Source organism: Nocardioides okcheonensis, assembly GCF_020991065.1.
Taxonomy (GTDB): Bacteria; Actinomycetota; Actinomycetes; order Propionibacteriales; family Nocardioidaceae; genus Nocardioides; species Nocardioides okcheonensis.
On record NZ_CP087710.1, the window covers coordinates 668,105 to 686,710 of the forward strand.

General features: G+C 69.5%; 13 protein-coding genes. 1 reads left to right on the forward strand and 12 read right to left on the reverse strand.

Annotation, left to right across the window (positions count from 1 at the left end):
- Nucleotides 1-496 precede the first annotated feature (496 nt).
- The 10 genes from LN652_RS02970 to LN652_RS03015 form a co-directional block, all read right to left on the reverse strand.
- Nucleotides 497-1,183: a hypothetical protein gene (locus LN652_RS02970; protein ID WP_230443216.1), complete on the reverse strand. Its 687-nt coding sequence runs from the start codon at nucleotides 1,181-1,183 to the stop codon at nucleotides 497-499.
- Entirely contained in the window at nucleotides 1,180-2,715 is a 1,536-nt protein-coding gene (locus tag LN652_RS02975; protein ID WP_230443217.1) for a type IV secretory system conjugative DNA transfer family protein, read from the reverse strand. Before LN652_RS02975 ends, LN652_RS02970 begins: the two co-directional genes overlap by 4 nt.
- Before the next feature lie 642 nt (nucleotides 2,716-3,357).
- Entirely contained in the window at nucleotides 3,358-5,187 is a 1,830-nt protein-coding gene (locus tag LN652_RS02980; protein ID WP_230443218.1) for a peptidoglycan DD-metalloendopeptidase family protein, read from the reverse strand.
- 207 nt (nucleotides 5,188-5,394) lie between these two features.
- Complete coding sequence (locus LN652_RS02985; RefSeq protein WP_230443219.1) at nucleotides 5,395-6,726, reverse strand: ATP-binding protein; 1,332 nt, start codon at nucleotides 6,724-6,726, stop codon at nucleotides 5,395-5,397.
- 296 nt (nucleotides 6,727-7,022) lie between these two features.
- The gene (locus LN652_RS02990; protein ID WP_230443220.1) at nucleotides 7,023-8,531 is read right to left on the reverse strand and encodes an SCO6880 family protein; all 1,509 of its coding nucleotides are present in this window, start codon (nucleotides 8,529-8,531) and stop codon (nucleotides 7,023-7,025) included.
- Nucleotides 8,532-8,545: 14 nt separating this feature from the next.
- Nucleotides 8,546-11,248: a type IV secretion system protein gene (locus LN652_RS02995; protein WP_230443221.1), complete on the reverse strand. Its 2,703-nt coding sequence runs from the start codon at nucleotides 11,246-11,248 to the stop codon at nucleotides 8,546-8,548.
- Nucleotides 11,248-11,634 carry a hypothetical protein gene (locus LN652_RS03000; protein ID WP_230443222.1) on the reverse strand — a complete coding sequence of 129 codons (387 nt, stop codon included), beginning with the start codon at nucleotides 11,632-11,634 and terminating at the stop codon, nucleotides 11,248-11,250. Before LN652_RS03000 ends, LN652_RS02995 begins: the two co-directional genes overlap by 1 nt.
- 91 nt (nucleotides 11,635-11,725) lie before the next feature.
- Complete coding sequence (locus LN652_RS03005; protein WP_230443223.1) at nucleotides 11,726-12,832, reverse strand: hypothetical protein; 1,107 nt, start codon at nucleotides 12,830-12,832, stop codon at nucleotides 11,726-11,728.
- 474 nt (nucleotides 12,833-13,306) lie between these two features.
- Nucleotides 13,307-14,203: a hypothetical protein gene (locus LN652_RS03010; RefSeq protein ID WP_230443224.1), complete on the reverse strand. Its 897-nt coding sequence runs from the start codon at nucleotides 14,201-14,203 to the stop codon at nucleotides 13,307-13,309.
- Nucleotides 14,204-15,110: 907 nt separating this feature from the next.
- Nucleotides 15,111-16,019 (reverse strand): helix-turn-helix domain-containing protein, encoded by a 909-nt coding sequence (locus tag LN652_RS03015; RefSeq protein WP_230443225.1) that lies wholly within the window; start codon nucleotides 16,017-16,019, stop codon nucleotides 15,111-15,113.
- 237 nt (nucleotides 16,020-16,256) lie between these two features.
- On the opposite strand from LN652_RS03015, the gene LN652_RS03020 reads away from it, so the two are divergent.
- Nucleotides 16,257-16,967, forward strand: a complete 711-nt coding sequence (locus LN652_RS03020) for an excalibur calcium-binding domain-containing protein (protein ID WP_230443226.1) — start codon at nucleotides 16,257-16,259, stop codon at nucleotides 16,965-16,967.
- 85 nt (nucleotides 16,968-17,052) lie between these two features.
- Here the strand turns inward: LN652_RS03020 and LN652_RS03025 are convergent, their stop codons facing one another.
- Entirely contained in the window at nucleotides 17,053-17,970 is a 918-nt protein-coding gene (locus LN652_RS03025) for a hypothetical protein (RefSeq protein ID WP_230443227.1), read from the reverse strand.
- Nucleotides 17,964-18,602, reverse strand: coding sequence for a hypothetical protein (locus LN652_RS03030; RefSeq protein WP_230443228.1), 639 nt, complete (start codon nucleotides 18,600-18,602; stop codon nucleotides 17,964-17,966). Before LN652_RS03030 ends, LN652_RS03025 begins: the two co-directional genes overlap by 7 nt.
- Between the last annotated feature and the right edge of the window lie 4 nt (nucleotides 18,603-18,606).

An 18,606-nucleotide genomic window follows, 5' to 3' on the forward strand; every position in this document is an offset into this window, starting at 1 on the left:
GGTCTTCTGGAGACCGCACGACGAGTCTCATCGCACCCAGCGCGCCAACGTCGGACCCGACGCCGCGAGCCCGCCTTTCGGCTGGTTCGGGACGGATCCGAGACTATCGAGCGGACGTCGAACGGGATCGTCCTGGGCGACGTGTCGCCCGGGCTGCCGTGTGTGCGCCCGCGTAACTCCTGCGGGCGTTCCGGAGCTGCGCAGCGCCGGCGGAGCGAATGCCGATGGGTGTCGCTTGGAGGCGTGGCTACTGGCTTGTCTTGCTGCAGAGTGGTGCATGACGGTTCCTTCGACGGGTGCTGTCTGGCGGTCGAGGTGTGTGCACTCCCCTAGGTCGCCCGACGGCGCTGCAGCGATCAATCCGGACACGCTGCGACGAGCTGCGTTGCCCTTTGGTGAGCGCGAGACAGGTGCACTCGCGCGACGTGGCACGCGCAGCGAGTGCTCACATGGTGGTGCTGATCCGACCCGGCGTGGTGAATGGCGCCGGTCTGGCTCATTGGTGTGGCCCCTTGCGTGTTCGGGTCCGAGGGGTGCCGCGCGGTGGTTCGCTGAGCACCTCACCGGTCTCGAGGTCGACCAGTCCGAGGTGCGGTGGCGCAAGGGGGTGTCCGCCGCGGTGGCGGCGTTGCAGGTCGTCGACATCACCGGCGAAGAGGAGCTGGCGACGCTGCGTCCAGGCTGCGTCCGTGTGGTCGCTGTGGCTTGGGCGTCCTGGCCATGGTGAGTGTCCGTCGTCGCACTGACCGTTCAGGCGACTTCTCATCCGGTCGACGAAGGCGGGGAGGCAGTACCGGTGCCACTCCTCGAGGGCATCGCTGGTCTTCGCCAGGCCGGAGCGTCGACGTTGGTCGGCGACGACGGCGATCTCGTGCACCAGATGGGGGTGTTCGGGCCAGCACGGTGGCACGAGGGTGCCGGTGTCCCAGGTGTACTCGTGGTTGAGCCAGATCACGACCCGGTCGAGCCAGTGCCACAGCTCGCGGCGCAGGGCGGGTTCGGAGCAGCTGTCGGGGTCCCAGGGCCGCGGCAGCAGCGTGTGCGGTCCGAGTGCCTGCTGCTCCTCAGGGGTTCCGTTGGCGGCGACGTTGATCTCCCGGTAGGCGAGACGTACCAGCACGCCTGGCTGCGGGAAGGGCAGCACGATGGGGGCCGCACGGCCAGGCTCGGGATGGACGCTCACGAGTAGTCGCCCGGTTCGCGGCGGCGGATGGCATCGCTGCCGCCACTGGACGTGACATCGCTCGGGCGACTGGTGTCGTCGATGAGTCCGAGGCGGCGTGCTTGGGTGACGGCAGTTGTGGTGCGGGCTTCGGCTGTCTGGAGGGCGGGTCGGCCTTGGGTGACGCGTCGTCTCAGCTCACGTTGCTGGGCGAGCAGGGCCGCTCCGTTCTTGCCGTCGACGCATCGGTCGAGCTTGGCGACGATGGGCTTGCCGTTCTCGGCGATGACCAGAGCCTTGCGCTCTGGCAGACGGCGGACCTCTTCGGGTCGCATGATTGCGATGTCGTCGCCGGAGTAGCTCCGGGCTGCGCCGTGGCCACCTGAGTTGTGGGTGACGCGTCCGACCCGGACCGTGCCGAGCAGGTCGGACACTTCCTGGTTGAAGGCCACGTCCTTCGATCCCCCGAAGACCACCAGGACGTTGGTGAGGCCCACGAGTGCGCGGGACTCGTGCTCACCGAACAGCGAGGTCAGCTGTGCCCGGGTCTGGGCGGCGTAGATGAACGAGAGCCCGAGTGCGCGTTCGTTGGCCATGCGGGTGCGCAGGGTGGGCAGTGGCGCGGTGGAGGGGAGCTCGTCGAGGCACGCCAGCATCGGCGGACACAGCCGTCCGCCCCACGGTGACTCGTGGGCGAGCGCGAGCGCGGTGTCCAGGACGTGTTCGGCCACGGCCGTCATCAGTGGGCTCGCGGAGGCGTAGGGGTCTTCGCGGCCGAGCAGGTAGATCGTGCCGTGCCGCCTGATGACGTCGGAGATGTCGGTGGCCGGGCGTGACGGGCCGGGCACGCACCGTCGGCGGATCGAGGCCTGGAAGAACAGCGACATCGCTTGTTGCACGGTCGTCGTGGTGTTGCCGGCTGTACGGTCGTCGCCACGCAGCGCTCCGTGGAGCAGCCCGTGCCAGAACGGTTCGGCATACGGGTGGCGGCGCAGGATCTCGGTGGGCTCGGTGGCCACGGCTGGGTGGGCGACCCAGCGGAGCACGTCGTCGAGGGTTCTGCCGGCGAGCGCGGCCGCGTGGAGGTAGCCCTGGAGGACCTTGGCGGACTCGGCTGCGTAGAACCTCGCGGCGTCATCGCCCGCGCCACCGCTGATGGCTCCGGTCACCGTGCCAGCGGTGAACGCCTTCGCCCGACGTTCTGCGACCTTCGGATCGACACATCCGGCGACCGGGTCCCACACCAGTTCGCGGACTGCGTCGTTCCAGAGCCCGTCGGCGAGTCCGAAGGGATCCATGACCACGCATGGCCGTCCGTCGGCTGTGCGGCCGGTCAGGCTGAGGAGGAGGTCCTCGACCTTCGTGAGGGTCACCAACGCAGCGCCCGGAGCGCCGAGCAGGGCCGGCGTCAGGAGGTCGAGTGTCTTGCCGGAGCCCTGCGGTCCGATCACTCCGGTGGTGCGGTCCCACGGCACCCACAGCTCGCCGCCTCGTGGCTGGTGTGCGCGGCCGATCCGCCAGCCGACCTGGTGGGGGTCCACCCGGATCGTCATGGCTGTCCCCTGTGCTCGCGTCGTCGTAGCCACGGGTTGCTGGGCCCGGCGGTCGGATCTGCGGCAAGTGGCGCGGAAGCTGGTGGCCCAGATGTTGAGGTAGCGGTCGCGGCCACTCCAAGGGCCAGCGCCTCGGTTCGGCGGGTGGACGGTCCGTAGAGGTCGGGTCGTACGAGTGATGCCACGCGTCTGATCCTGCGCAGGCCAAGGAGCTGCTCGGCCTGTGCGCGGGAGGCCATGCCGTGCATGTGTCCTGGCCCCCGTCGTAGGTAGTACAGAAGGCACGCCCACGCCGTGGCGGCGAGGATCAGCAGCTCGGTGGCTGCGACGCCGACCCACACCAGCCAGGGCTCCGCGAGTTCCGGCGGAGGGTCCGAGGGCAGGGGTGCTGCCAGACCGGCTGAGGCGTCCCCGGTGAGGATCCCGGGCAGGCTGGTCCAGAACGTGACGCCGATCGGCGACGGTGTCGGGACCGGCGCCCCGCCGGTGGCCGGGTCGTTGGTCGGCCAGGTGAGTCCAGCACCGGCCGCGACGTTGGCGAGTGTCCGACCGATCTGGATCCCGAAGGTCAGGCCCGTGAGGACCAGGCACGTTGCCGCGGCAGGGATCTCCCACGTCCAGGGGTATGGGGTCCTGATTCGTTCACGCTGCATGGTGTGCCTCCTGTGCCCCTACGGCGCGAGCGCCCGCGCCGGCGTGCAGACCCGTGTACACCTCGGTGTCTTCGCGGCTTGCCCGGTCGGTAGAACCGGTGCGCACGTGTGTGGCGAGCCACGGGCTGGGGTCGACGTTGTCGGGTCCGTAGATGGGTCCGTTCTGGGTGTGGACCTCGAAGTGGAGATGGCAGCCGCGTGCGTTGCCGAGGTCGCCGGTGGTGCCGATCTGGTCCCCGGCGCTGACCGTCTGGCCGCGGCTGACGGTCACGGACTCAAGGTGGGCGTACCACGTGGCGAGTGCCGAGGGGCCGGTTGTGACCTTGACCAGATGGGGCCCGGCCCATGGCTGGGTGGTGTCGATCTCGATGGTGCCGGCGTGGGCGGCGTAGACGGGGGTGCCGCAGGGCATGGAGAAGTCGGTGCCGGTGTGCCAGGAGGACCAGGACGGGCCGGCGTCGTGCCAGTTGTGCTGGTCTGCGTCGATGTACTGCTGCGGGACCGGGTAGACGACCTCGGGGCAGACACTTGGTGGGCTCGTCGGAGCGGCGTGGGTCGGGTTGCTCGGGTAGGTGGGGTTGGTGGTCGGCAGTGCGTTGATGTGGACGTGGTCGCGGTGGTTCTCGGTGGGGTTGCCGCGGTTCCTCATAGGCCGCCACCCCTCGTCGGCTCGGGCGGATGACCAGATGCGCTGGTTCCAGATGACGTAGTCGACGCCCAGCTCGGTGGCGTGGGCGCGGGCGTAGTCGGCGAGCGCGGTCCCTTGTCGTTCGCCTGCCGTGGTGAGCGGCACCATGAAGTCGGCGGCGAGGCCGGCGGGATGACCGCCCGGATCGCGGGCACTGTCGCGGTAGCCGCCGACCGTCTCGATGGCGAAGAGCGGTGCGAGGATCGCCACGAGCCGGGCGAGGTGCGGTTGCACGGGACCCAGACCGTACGGGTCAGAGCTCGGATTGGCGCTCGGGTCCGTGCAGGTGCCGACCGTGACGGTTGTGCCGAGCGCGCAGCCGTCGGCTCCGCCCGTCGTGGTCGGTAGCGCCGTGGGCGGGGTTGCTGTGGGCGCCCCGGTGGGGCCGGCGCCGTTCATCGCGAGCCTGGCGGCGATCCAGGGGTGGTCGGACTGCATGGTCCCTGACCAGCCTTGAGCGAGCGTGACGCCTAGGTGCTGGGGGTAGAAGACGAAGTCGATCGCGGTCGCGTGCCAGCCGTACCCGGCCTCACGCATCTTCGCGACAGCAGACCAAGCCAGGTCGATGTAGCTGGCGTGGGTGTTCATGTCGCCGGCGATGAGGACGGGGCCGTGGGCGGCGAGCGAGGCCGCCAGCGACGTGAGCACGTCCATGCCCTGGCCGTACTGCTGGGCGCGGGTCAGGGGCGGGTTTCCCCACTGGCGGGGGTACTTGTGCGGGTTGATCATGTGGTGGGTCGAGAGCATGGACACGACCGCGCCGTCGTCGCGTTGGAGCATCGTCCAGGTGACGAAGCGGTCCCACAGGATCGGGCGGCCGTCGTAGAAGCCGTGGTCGCCCTCGACGATCGTGACGCGCCTGCCGGCGACACGGGTCCAGGTGTCGGCACGCCACGCGACGACGTTGCTGAGCGATTCCCGGGCGCTGGTTCCGGGCACCGGGTCGGGTTCGCGGAAGGCGGCGTATCCCGGCGCGGCGGCTTCGATCTGGGCGATGCTGCGCCCGGACATCTCGTTCAGGGACACGAAGTCGGGACGGGTGGACAGCACCCGGGGCATCGAGGCAGTGAAGCCGGCGTCGCCCACGCGGTCGGGGATGTTGGCCTGGGCGACCACGACGTCGCCCCTCACGGGGCCTCCGACGGGTCCTGGGATCGGGAGGCCTGGCGCGACGGGGGCGACGGGTGCCACGGGAGTCAGAGCCTGGCCAGTGCACTTGGCTGCCGCGCCCACGCCCATCGAGATGATGACCGCCGCTCCCAGCGGTAGCCCAAGGAGCAGGACGAGGACCGCGAGCGCGGCGGCCAGGACCTTCGTCACGGCTCGTCCCTCATCAGTTCAGGACGCGGCCGCGAGGGCGTCGTTGGTGTAGAAGAGGTCGCGCTCGATGGGGTGCAGCACGGTCTGGACCTTGTACGCGGAGTCCCCGACGCTCCACAGGGCTCGACCCTTGCCTTGCATCGCCCACCCGCTGATCAAGGAGTGGGCGATGGGTCCGAGGCCGATCATGGACTCGAGCTCGTCGGCGACCCGGGGCTTCTGGCCGCCGAGGATCTTGATGTCGGCGAGCTCGAGAAGGTCCTTGGCGATCGCGGTGGCCTGCGAACCGGCGTCGCCCACCGAGAGCAGATCGGAGGGCTTGTGGAGGTTGGCGAACTGGATGTCGCCGCCCTTGCCGGCCATGCCGCGGGAGAGGCGGAGGTCGGCGTCGAAACTCATCACGGCGGCCACGCCGAGCCGCATCTGCTTCCACACCTCGTCTCGGACCACGATCCGCAGGTCGCCGGGTTCGGCGATCTCGCGCAGTCCGCGTCCCCAGGAGTTGAGGCACAACAAGGCGATGCCCATCGCCTCGTCACCGAGAGGGTCGAGGCGGGACAGGCTCAGGGACTGGATGGGGGCGCGCCAGTCGATCTCGATGTTGGTGTGGGCGTCGAACAGGCCGGCGAGGGTGCCGGTGACGAGCTGGCCGAGGGCGTTGCGGAGTAGCCGGGTCTCGTCGAGGAACTGCCGCTCGGTGTCGTAGCGCGAACGCCTCAGCAGGTCGGCGGTGGGATGGTGCAGCAGCTGCCACAGCTCGGGGATGGTGGTCTCGCGGACGTGGGTGTCGCCGGCCGCGTAGCCGGTGAGGATCTGAAGCCCGATCCGGACGACGTCGCTCTCGTCGGGCCCGAACGGCACGTGGTCCTGCCCGATCCGCATGCTCCCGACCAGGCCGCGGACGAGGGTGAGCCAGCGGCCGAACATGATGGTCGCGCGTCGTTGTGCCTCCTCCCCCGACAGCGACTCCCACCCCTGCGCGAGGGGACCCATTGCGAGGGGGTTGATCCGTGTGGTCATGCCGGGGCCGACGACGAACGGCTCCACGCCGTGGGCGCGGCACAGGGCCTCGTACTCGTCCTTCGGGTCGCCCAGGATCAGGGTCCGGTACCCGAAGGGCATCATCCGGTTGCAGAAGCTCTTGGTCGTCCCGGACTTCCCGGTGCCGGGTTTGGCGAACTGGAAGATGTTGGGGTTCGTGACGGGGACGTCGTCGCGCAGGACCCACCCGAACGGGTCGCAGTAGAACGAACCGCCGGAAAGCTGGTCGATCCCCATCAACGCACCCGTGGGTGGCAGCGACGGCGCGGAGATAAACGGCCACAGCACCGGTGCCTGGTCGGAGGTCATCCGCCACGTCGAGGCCGGCGCGTCGGCAGCGGCCCACCCTCGGTCGCGATGACCTGCTCCGCGCCGCGGCGCGTGGCGCCACAGGGAGGGCTCCCTCACGGGCGGCGGGGATGCCGGAGTGGTGGGTAGGTCGTGGCCGAAGTCGGCCATCAGCGCCGGCACGCTCCTGCCCCCAGACCGTTGCCCGCCTGAACGCCCACCCGAACCGGTCGTCTGTGTACTTCCGAGCGTGTTTCCGTGTGCGTCTCGGAGTGCGTCGGCGGGCGCGAGAGGTCGGCGCAGACGGAGGCCCGTCATCACACGCCTCCCCTGCGGGTGAGGCTGATCCCCATCGGGACGGTGGAGGCGGCGAACCCGACGTCCTGGGCGAGATCGAGTCGCAGGGGCGCGAACCCGGCGCGTCGCACGTCCGAGTCGAGTCGGCGACCGTACTCGGCGATACGGGCGGTCTTCGCGACGGTGACTGTGACGACCGCGTACGGGCGGGTCATGGCGCTGCCTCGCGCCAGCTTCGCGTCGAACCCGCGCGTGGCGGTCTGGGCGTCGCGCTGCGCGGCACGTGTCTTGCGTCCGATCTTCTCGTTCATGCCTTCGGCCAAGTCGGCTGCCCACTCGGCATTGCCGGACTGCCGGTCCGCCTTCGTCGGTGACACAAGCGGATAGGCGACCAGGAACGACCGGCGCTCGCCGGCCTCGCTCGGCGTCAGCACGGGCGCGAGCGCTCCCATCACCGCGCCGCGAGTGGGCAGCTTGATGGTTGAGCTGATGGAGTTCCACGCGTCGTGGCTGTAATGCCGCACCGTCGTGTCGGCACCGGATGGGCCGGCCATCGCCCACGGCACGTCAGCATTCACCTCCGTGTGGACGGCACGCGCGGCCAACGCGTCGATGATCCCGGCCCGGTCGCCGGGCGCAAACCCGGTGCGACACGTCACCGCCAGCTCGGGGCTCGTCAGCCACCGCACCGATGTCATGCCCAGCGGTCCCATCAGATGAGCTCCCACCTCGCCCATCAGCAGGTGCAGCTCGCGGCACCGGCCCTCCAGGCCACCGCCCGACTCACGAGCCGAGCGGGCGATCCGGGACTCGGGCACCACAAGGGTCACGAACATCTCGGTCCGCACCGAAGCACGAGACAGGCCGCGGGCCAGATCTGCGTTGATCTGCTCGGCCAACACCGGCGCGTCGGGCCGTCGGTGCCCCGCGACCCACAGATCCCGCTCGGCGCCATCCTCGGGAACCGTGCGCACCACGATCAGGAGCTCGTCGATCTTCTCGGTTCGAGCCGCCACGTCCAGCAGCGACGACAGCGCCTGCCCCTGCACATGGCGCGTCTGCGCGTCCATCATTCCCACGCCCGGATGGACCACCGCTGCGGTCACCGCCCACGTGCGCGTCGCATGGTTCTGGACGATCGCAACACGCGTCATGTCCGCCCCGTGCGGTGGACCCTCGTGGACGTCGATGGCCTGCAGCACACCCGGCAGGTCCGGACTGTTCAGGTCCTTCACGCGTCCGCGTGCCGCCGCGGAACGGAAGCTCGTCCAGCACGACAGGCCACCGGCGGCGTAGCGGATCGACGCGATGATCCACCCGATCGCGGACCTCCCCCGGACCGGCACCGCGGTCACCACCGCTGCGCCCACCCACACGAGCGCCAACAGCATCGCTGACGCCCAGGCGCCGCGGCTGATCGACCAGAACACCGGCAGGACCGAGAGGGCCAAGAACCCCAACTGGAGTCCGGAGAGACCGAAGAACCAGCCGATCCGGTCGCGGGTGTACGAGCTGTACGACGTACTCACGAGCTGTCTCCTTGCTACGCGATCGGCGGGATCGGGACGGCGGCTCCAGTGCCGGCAGCGGCTCCCCCGGCAGGTCCCCCGGCCCCGGCAGCTCCCCCGGTGGCACTTCTGGCGGCGCCTCCCGCCTCTGCTCCGGAGGACCCGCTAGATCCGCTGGCAGTGCCGGTTCCGGCAGGTGGCAACGGCGAGGTCGGCGCCACCCCCGGCAACGGTGAGCCTTGAGGAAAGGCTGGGTCTCGTGGCAGGTACGGGGCCGGGGCTGACGAGGACCCACCACCCTTCCCGGCGGGACCAGACCCGCCATCGCGGCCGGCTGGCCCGGACCCGTCGCCGTCTTCGTCCCCGTCGCGGTGGGACATGTGCGCGGCGGGACCAGGTGCCGACGGGAGACCGCTCCGACCGGCTCGGGTGCCAAGGGAGCTGAAGTCCGGTCCGTAGGTGCCCTGACCGGCTCCGGCTTGATTGGTCTGGTCCGAGATGAGGGAAGCAGCGAGCGCCCCAGCCTTGGTGACGACGCCGATACCAGCAGCGGCCGCCTGTCCCACGGGCCCGAGAAGCCCGGCGGCGCCCTGCGTGGCTTTCGAGAACCGGGCTCCGGTGGCCTCCTCGGCGCCCTGTTCGCCCGAGGACCTTCCGGTGCCGTCAGCGGAGGCGGCTGTCGACCCGCCGGGACCCGCTGACGCCTTCCCGGTGAGCAAGCCCTGGACCCCGCCGGCGGCCGCCATGCCTTGGCGAAACGACGCCCCCGACGGGGTCCCGGGGTCGACGAACGCCAGCAGCTTGAACAACGCCATCGGGGCGATGGTGCTGACCAGGATCAGCATCACCGCCGGGAGTGCTGTCGCGACGGCCTGCTGGGCGCCTCCGGCCATCGACGCGGCGACACCACTGGCGAACTGCACGCCGATGCCGAGGACCAGCACCATCAGCACCGGCGTCAGAGCAGCAGCGTGGAACCAGCGCAGGCTCTTCCAGAACCACGACCGAGTGCTATCGGCGACGAGTCCGGCCGCCGCAACCGGGCCGGTCGCGGCAAGGACCAGCAGCGATGCGGCCCTGGCGAGGTAGACGAGGATGTGGCCGATCGCCGCGAGCCACAAGAACACCCCGAGGAACGCCAGCACGGTGGCCGTGCCGGCGTCGGCGATGTCCTCGGCACTGAACCCGTCCAACGGGTCGAACTCGGGCCAGGTCTGGACGCCGAGCAGGCTGCCCATCAACGCCCTGGACAGCGTTCCGCACGCCGCGACGAGGATCGAGCAGTAGCCGAGCCAGCAGGCGTAAGCGAGCACGAACTGGCCCGCGCCGATCGCGGCGCGTGCGAGCTGCTTGCCTTCGCGGGTGAACGCGGCCCGTCCCAGCTGGACCAGCACCAGGATCGTGGCGAGACCACCCGCTAGCCACAGGGTGAACGCGTAGACGTCACGACCCGGGCCATCGGCGCTCAGGTCGGGTGTGAGGAACGCCTCGGCGAACGTGAGCACCACACGGAGGACGAAGAGCCCTGAGGCCCACACCGCCATCATGGCTGACGTCCACGCATCGGCGGCGGCTTTGGCGATGACAGAGCCCAGGTCGTCCAACGGGTTCAGGTCAGGCAGGTCGATGCCGGGCAGGTCGATGTCCGGGAGGTCCACCTTGGCGGTGCCACGGGCGCCCCGTCCGCCCGGTCCGTCGAGATTGGTCGGGCCGTGGGAGCAGGACAGCGCCGTTGTGAGGCAGTCTGACTGCTCTCCTGCGCGCCGAGGAGAGCTGCCGTCTCGCGACTCGGCCTCCGTCGGCCGGACCCCGAGGGCGGACTCCGGCTCGGGCTTGACGGACGGTGTGGCTACCGTCTGCCATCTTGCCCACCCTGCCTGCAACGCGAGATCCGTGTCCGGCCAGGTCGACGGCGCACTTGCTGGAGGGGTGCCGGGGGCGATCATCCATCGTTCGCCCATCCACTGCATGCGCTCGCAGTGGCCGAAGGCGACTTCGCCCTGGCTGCGGTAGCTGGCGCTGACGCGGAGCAGGACGCACACCGTCGACCAGTCCGGTCCGTCGGTTCCCTTCACCATCGCGGCAGCCGGCTCTACCTGCACCCATACGGCGGGATCCTTTGCGCCCGGCATGGACGCGGCGTCCAGGAATGCGCGCACGCTCGCGGTGATCCACCACTGCTCTGGCGAAGCGCCACCCGGGAGTGCCCACGCGTCGTGGACCTCGCGTGCGGTGGTCAGGTTCATGGACTGCAGGACCGCGACGTCGATCTGGGCCAGCTGGGCGACCGCGCCCTGTGACGTGTGCGGGAAGCCGCTCATCACCAGTGCCGGACCCGGTACGGCGTCGCCGGCCGGGATCTCGATCGAGGGTGCACCTGTGGTGGTGGGACCGGGCTCGCTGAACCCGTCGGTGTCGGCGGGAGGGTGTGCGGCCGACGGCGGAACGACGAGCATCGGGGCGGCGGCGATGGCATCGCGTCGCTGGCGGCCGGGTGCGCCATATGACTCGGGTGCGGGGTGCGCGTCGTCGGCGGCCATCGTCTCGCTGTGGGCGGGGTCGACTGCTTGGGGGTCGGTTGCTTGCGTGACGGCGCGATAGACGCCGTAGCCGAACGCCGCCGCCAGCACGTTTGCGGCGAGCCCTGCGCCGGCGAGGATCGCGACGAGGCGTCGTCGGCTCCACCCCCCGTGCAAGCTGTCGCCGGCAGGTGGCTGGGCTCGGTCGGTGTGGGGCATCAGATGCATCCGTTGCCGAGGAGACCGCTGAGCATGCTCGGGAGCACGAGGTAGCCGATCGCGGCCAGGAAGACGACGACCACGGAGATGACGCCGACCTTCGAGGCGTGGGGCATTGCGAAGACGCGGCCCGCGATGATGGCGCCGATCGCGATGATGATCCCGACCACGAAGAGGATGCCGACTCCCCACAGCACGTAGCCGGTGATGGTGTCGGTGGGGACCTGCGCGCCCGGGGGTGCCTTGGGGCAGACCGCCAGCACGGTGACCGAGAGCTGCCTTGGGGTGAGGTCGGCCGTGGATGTTGAGGCGGACCCTGCCAGGGCGCCGAGGTTCGGGTCTGTGACGGCGAGGTAAGTGGCGTTGGTGAGGGTGGCGAGGTCCATGGCTGGACCTCCTTTCTCGATGGTCTGGTCGCAGAATCACGCGGGTTGGGGCTGCGGTGGAAGCCGGACGAGGCGGGCGATGTCGTGAGCTTCACCGGCCCCGCGGGTGCGGTGGTGCGGAAGGCGACGGTCGATGCGACAGCAGCTCGGGTCGCTGCAGGCGCCGCTCCACGAGCCCTCGCTCGGGCACCTGCTCGAGCACCTGTTCTGTGCGCTGCTCGGTCGGTTCGACGCGGGTGAGGACGTCGCGCGCGACGGACGTCAGCATCGCTGGAACGGAACGTGCCTCCAGGCCCCGCACGGCGATCTCGCGGCAGTGGGGAATCGTGACCAGCGCTCCGTGGGCGAGCAAGGTTGCGACGTCGGCGCCAGCCTCGTGTTCGAGGCTCCGATCCCATCGGCGCTGCGATGGTCCGCGCACGCCGATCACCACTCGCGGCGTGGGCTGCCCGTGCCCACCACCCAGGCGTGCCTCGAGTCGTTCGCCGAGACTGCCGGCGATGTGGCCCGGATCGGTCAACTGGTGGACGGCGCTGGCCAGGCGTCGCATCCCGGCGGTCGTGGCGGGCGTAACGAACACGAGCACGTCGGCGGTCGTGACGGCGTCGTACAGCCAGCCTCGGCTGCCGGCGAGTTGGGTGGCCTCCCAGGCGACGTCGAGGATCGTGAGGGTGCCGGGGTCTGCTGGCGTCGGGGGCAGGACGTGATCGACAGCGAGGATCGGGGTGTTCGAGCGCTGTATGAGGACGTGATCGCGGCGTCCTTGGCGCCAGCCGTGAGGGTTGACGCCGAGTTCTGCCGTCGCGGCTGCGGTCAAGCCCGAGGTGGTGGACGAAGAACACTCAACGATGCGCGTCGGCCCCGAACTGTTGAGCGCGGTGGCCAGCGCGAAGGTGGTGGCACCGGCCGATCCGACGCAACCCACGACGGCGACGACCCGTTCCCCCTTGGCACGCTCCCAGTCGGACCCGTCGTAGCTACTGCCAGTGCTCTGGGCGAGGTGCCCCGGGCGCTGGGACACGAAGCGGTACTCCCCCGCCGAGACGGCGCGCCATGCCCGCTTCAGCTCATCGACCTGGACCGGGGACGACGACGACGCGTCCCGCTCCGGGAGGGACATGCCGTGGCGTGACGCAGCCTCGCCCGGCGCGTCGAGGGCCAGTGAGGGGTCATGGTCGGGGCGAGTGCCGCGGATCACGCGCTGGCTCCTTGTACTGCTGCGAGAGCGACCGGCAGACGGACGGGGAGGTCACCGGGACCGTCAGAGGCCAGCACGTCCGGAAGTCCATCCGCGAGCCCGACTCCTAGCCCTCGCCCTAGCCCGAGTGTGTGGCGGCTCTCGACGGCCTCGCGGATCTCGGCCGCCGACATCGCACACAGCTCACGCTTGGCGGCCTGGGTCTCGGTCAGCTCCTCCAGACAGGCCGTGATCGCTCGGAGGACGTGCGCCTCACGGGAGACGATCGCGAGCAGCTCCGCAGCCCGTCCGGGCCCACACGACCTGCCGGAGCCGCCGGACGTGCGGGAGCTGCTGGACCGACTGTCGAGCTCCTCGAGGGTGGGCAGCATCAGCTGGCTCGATTGCGCGGCCGCGACCGAGCGCGGCCAGCGGTGCCTGTCGGGCATGGGGATCGCCTCCGCTCCCCTACGTCGACGGCCGCCGTGCTGGCGTTCAGCAGGCATCGCTCAGCACCTCGGTGAACTTCGGTGCGGCCGCCGCCAAGGCCTGCACAGTGCGTGACGTTCGACGGCGCACGGTGCTCTCCGACACACCCATCTGTGCCGCGACCCGACGGGAGACCTCGTTGCTCAGCAGGCCACCGCATCCGCGGCGCACGTTGCGTGTCTCGACCTCTGCTGCCGCTTGGAGCACGGCCGCCAAGAGCGTCTCCTCGGAGGGGGTGATGACCTCCGAGGTGCCCGCCCAGGCCAGCAGCTCGGTGACCTCGGACCTCGCCGTGGTGTCTGCTTCGGAAGCATCCGGAGCAGTCGTGCCGGCGATCCTGCTCGAGGTCTCGGCGGCTGCCTCGAACGCGTCCTGCTCGCCGATCACCATCGTGCGCGCCCAGGACCGGTCGCGGCGCTCGACCTGGAAGTGGTCGCCGAGCTCGAGCAGAACAGCGGCGCGGGTGTCGAGCAGAACGTTGGCCGCCACCCGCCGGATGCGACGCCACCTCACGGTGCGCACCTCGATCCACAGCTGGGAGGCGACCAGCTCGTCGACCGCACCTGCCGAACGCAGTCCGCCGACGGGCTGGTGATCGTGGAATGGCTGGCAGCGCTGCCGGCGTTGCAGCCGGGCGGCCAGCTGGCAAGCCCCCGGAAGTAGACACTTGGCCAGCACTCCGGCGGCCACGTTGTCGTTGCCGCCGTCGAGGGCTGCCAGCTCGGCCAGCGCGAGCAGGACGTCGTCGATCGCGTCGTAGTCGGCGTGACGAAGCCATGCCCGCAGCTGGTCGAAGCCGCCGACCACCAGCAGCCGTTCATCGCCCACGCACCAGTCGTCCCAGCGCGTTCGAGCGACCTCCAGCAGTTCGCCACCGTCCTCCAACCCCAGCAGTTCTTCCACAGCACTCATCGCTACGACATCCCTCCAGCTCGCGGATCCAGGCGTCGAAACTGCTCGGCCGGGATCCCCGCACCCGTCCCCCGAGCGCTCATGACCGGCTCATCCGGGCGACAGGGGACGCCGGGAGAGGGCGGGGGACGCCCAAGGTGATCCCTGTTTGCGCAGGTCAGGAGCCGTCCCCCGAATGTCGGGTCGTGCCCCGCCCGGCCCACCCATGAAAGGAGCCGCGCCCATGCCGCGTCGCCTGCGTCGCATGGCGGAGACCGGAGATGCTGCCGAACAACTCATCGAACCCATGTTCGATACAGTCGGGTGATGGCTGGCGGGATGGACCGACGAAGTGACGACGGCTTCCCGCGCGAGACCCTTGCCGAAAGGATCGCCAACACGCGAGCGCGTCAGGCCGAACGTGAGGCCGAGAGAGATTTCACGGCATCATCTGGGACACGCGCGGCGAGCCACAGCACTGCTGGGTTCCATCGCCAACGTCCCACCTCGTCGCCAGCAGCTTGGGCGGCGTCACCCCGCGCGGAGACGGAGCCCGTCTCCTCGCCCTTGCCGATCCGGCACTGCTGGTACCTCTCGAGCGAGCACGGACGCCTGCCCGCACTGCTTCTCAAGTGGCGACCCCTAGGCGAAGGACGGTTCGACGGGTTCATATGCACCGTTGTGCTCGACGACCAGGAGGGATGGATGCTGGCCGAGATGTGGGTGCAGGCGTCGTTGCTGTCCCCGGCATGAGGGCTGAGCGACGAGTTCGATCCGAGTTGGAAGAAGGAGTCGCTGGGCAGGCCGACCGGGATCTTCTGGCGGACGTTGAGCTCGACGCCGCCGTTACAAAGAGTTACAAAGAGATATCAACGGCGACCGCCCGATGGGCGAGTCTCCGCTCTCGTACGGGCGAGTGTCAGCGGTTGTTGTTGCGCCGCCACGTGAACGCCCTGGCGGCCGCGGCCACCTCGACGTCTTGTCGGCGCAGCCAGTACCGGTTGCCGCGCCTGGTGCCTGGCAGGGTGCCTGCACGGATGCGCTGTCCCACTCCGTTGCGGGTCAGTCCGAGCGTCAGCGCCGCGGTCGTCGTGGTCACCCAGACGTGTCCATCGTCGGGTGGCTCGTTGGTCGGTCGGGTCCGGCGACGCTCGTCTCGCTTGAGTTCGGTTCCTCGCACGCGCTGCGACCAGACCTCGGAGGCGCTCACCGCGGACTCACGGCTGATGGATGCCCTCCACCGCGGCCCGGGCCGCTGCACCAGCAACCCCTCCTTGATGAGTTCAGGAATCCGGCCGCGAGAGCAGCCAACGACCTGGGCGGCATCGGCTTGGCTCACCCACTCCTGCTCGTCGGCCGCACGCGCAACGATGAGCCGGTCGACTGACTCGCCCGACACCCACACACGCCCCTCGAGCTTGGCCTCGAGACCGCCAGCCCGGACCCACCGCAGCACTGAGCTCTCCGAGCACGTCAACGCCAGAGCGGCGTCCTCCACTGTCAGCCAACGAGTGATCGGGTCCGGGTCGGAGGTCGGCCTTCGCGCGCTGAGGATCTCGCGCAGGCCGAGGCCTCTCGGCGCCGCCCGTTCTGGGCGTGCCTGCTGGCGTTGCTCACGAGCGGCCCTCCGCTGAGCGCGTTCGATCTGGACCTCTCGGTGCCAGGCCGCCCACTCGAGCACCGATGCAAGATCCAAGGTCGGATGGTGGCCCCGCGCCGACCGACGGACGATGCGATTCACCCGGACGGCATGCTCAATGGTCGGTACACGGATCCCGGTGATCCGCGCGGCCTCCTCCCACGAGACCCACTTCTCCGAGATCGGCACGCCGTCATCCTGCCTCGAAGTGACGAGCTGTGCGACTACATCGTCCCCAGGCCGGGCATGCCGATGCTCGGTGTGAGTGCTCGACCCCGCTCGCCGCGCGTAGGTCTCATGCAGCCGACCGACAAGTCATCTCACGAGGCATCCCAAAGTTGCAATGCGCCCAATTCACCTGCGCCTGTCAGCCCGTTCCTGACAACGTGCCCCGGTCAACATCAGCACCACCGTGGGGGAAACACCATGTTCAAGCACACGCTCAAGCACACCGTCAGGGCGCTAGCCCTGCTGCTCGTCGGCCTCGGCCTCTCGACCTGGGTCCAGCTGCCCGCCAGCGCGATCGTCGATCGCGACTGCGGCGACTTCCCGACCCAGGCTGCGGCACAGAACTTCTTCAACAACGCCGGCGCGGGCGACCCGCACGGCCTCGACGCGGACAACAACGGCATCGCCTGCGAGTCGAACCCGTGCCCGTGCATCGGCCGCGGCAACCCCGGCGGCCAGAACCCGGGCACGAACAACCAGCAGAACCAGGGACCACGCATCTACCGCGAGACCGGCAACGTCGTCCGCGTGATCGACGGCGACACCCTTAAGGTACGACTCCGCGCCGGCAGCGTCGTCTCCGTGCGGATGCTCGGCATCAACACCCCCGAGCGCGGCCGCTGCGGCGCACGGGACGCTACTGACAACCTCCGCCGGATGGCACCCGTCCGGTCGACCGTGCATCTGGTCTCCGACCCGTCCCAGGCAGCCAACGACCGTTACGGGCGCCTCCTGCGCTACGTCAAGCGACAGGGCGGATACAACGATCTCTCGTTCCGCCAGGCCTGGGACGGCTACACCAAGCGCTACGTGTTCGGCGGCAAGCCCGTCGCGCGGGACCGCGAGTACGTCCGCGGCGTGAACCGAGCCCGCCGAGTCGACGCAGGCCTCTGGGGCACCTGCTGGTGACCACCACCCGGCGTCAGCAGCGCCGAGACATATGCAGGGCGCCGGACGAGCAACTCGTCCGGCGCCCTGTGCCATTCGCGCGCGACTACTGAGTGAGCACCTGGGCCTCGCCGACCCGAACATCCGCGGTGGCGGACAGATCGAACTCGATCACCCCAGTCATCCCTCCCCCGGCCCACTCCACCCTCCAGAACGACGTGGCCGCGACCTCAAACGCACCGCCGGGCTCGTCAGCGCTAGTCCGCTGATAGCGATACCCACACGTCGGAGAGTCCGACTTCCCATAACGATCGGCGTAGGGCGTACCCGCGCCGCACGTAATCGGATCCGAGCCATCTCCCATGTCCCACACCACCTTGGCGACCGACGCGGTAGCCGTGACCGTCACGCCCGCCGCGGACGCCGACCTCGTAATCGGGCCGAAGGTGTTGGGCGCCGGGTTCCCCACCCACATCCAGACCGGGAGCCCGATCAGGCCCATCCGATCCTCGCCGGCCTCTGGGACAATGCCGATTCCGATCGGCTCAAGGTCCATCGCCGCCACCGCGCGCGCAGCTAGCTCTCCGGGGTTCACCCACTCGGTTGCCGGACCCTCAATCCAGACCTTCGGAGGCCCACCAGTGGGCGCGATATAGGGCGGCGGCGGTGAACAGAAGTACCAGTCACCGTTTTCATCGGCCTTCCCCTCCGGGGGCGGGTCCTGCGGATCCGCGAGCGTCACCCAGCAATTGTGGGCAGCGCTCCACGGCGCACCCTGGTTCTCACAAGGAACTTCGTTGCCCAAGTAGAAGCACTTCACGATCCCGCCACCCTCGTTCTCGCCGCCACCTCCGGGCGTCCCAGGACAAACGATCTTGATCTTGATCTCGCCAGTCTTCGGGTCTTTGTACGTGACCTTGTAACAGTCATCGTCACTGTTCTGAGCAGCGTAGGCGTCGCCCGCGGACGCAACGCTCGTCAAGGCGAGGGCTGCTGCGCCGATCAACGCGAGGCGCCTCAGCACTCTGTCACCTCGTCGGGGAGAGACTCTGCGGACGTGACCTTCCATCGAGCGCCAGCCTTTTCAACGCGGTAGACCTGCTCTAGTCGGCGCGGAAGTTCCTGACCCTCAAACTTGATCCATGGCAAGACTGAGGCGTCGGCGACTCGAATCACATCTACGTTGCTGCCGTCTTCGCAGTCAGTAACCAACGCGCTTCCATCTTGTTGCATCTCGGTGCCGACGACTTCGTGTTCCCAAGCTCCCTGAAAGCGCGTTTCCGGAGGAGCGGTCAACTGCTGCACAAACTGCTGCAACGCAAAGTGCTCCTGGCCGGTCGCGTACCTGTTGAGCCTCTTGCTGATGCGACCAGTTGCGTACGCCTCGTCGCGAACGTTGAGGTAGCCGAGTAGCGCTGCGGCGGCCTTGTCTTCGTCGGAGGCAGGTTCGGTAATGGTTGGTTCGGTCGGCGTGGGCTCGGTCGTGCCTGAGCTGGTGGAGCTAGTTGGGCTCGGATCGGTAGGCCCGTTGCCGCCGTCGGGGTCGTTGCCGCCGCACGACGCAGCGCACAGCAGCATCGTCGACGCGCAGACGGCGGCGACGGCTCGTCCCGGAGGACGGCGCAGCGCCCGACTGCTGAGGGATCGATGGGTCATCACG

What these genes read in the sequence shown, in the direction of transcription:
- LN652_RS02975 (WP_230443217.1), bottom strand. Translation starts at nt 2,715, where the DNA reads ATGACGATCCGGGTGGACCCCCACCAGGTCGGCTGGCGGATCGGCCGC.
- LN652_RS03030 (WP_230443228.1), bottom strand. Translation starts at nt 18,602, where the DNA reads ATGACCCATCGATCCCTCAGCAGTCGGGCGCTGCGCCGTCCTCCGGGA.
- LN652_RS03000 (WP_230443222.1), bottom strand. Translation starts at nt 11,634, where the DNA reads ATGGACCTCGCCACCCTCACCAACGCCACTTACCTCGCCGTCACAGAC.
- LN652_RS02985 (WP_230443219.1), bottom strand. Translation starts at nt 6,726, where the DNA reads ATGACCTCCGACCAGGCACCGGTGCTGTGGCCGTTTATCTCCGCGCCG.
- LN652_RS02995 (WP_230443221.1), bottom strand. Translation starts at nt 11,248, where the DNA reads ATGCCCCACACCGACCGAGCCCAGCCACCTGCCGGCGACAGCTTGCAC.
- LN652_RS03020 (WP_230443226.1), top strand. Translation starts at nt 16,257, where the DNA reads ATGTTCAAGCACACGCTCAAGCACACCGTCAGGGCGCTAGCCCTGCTG.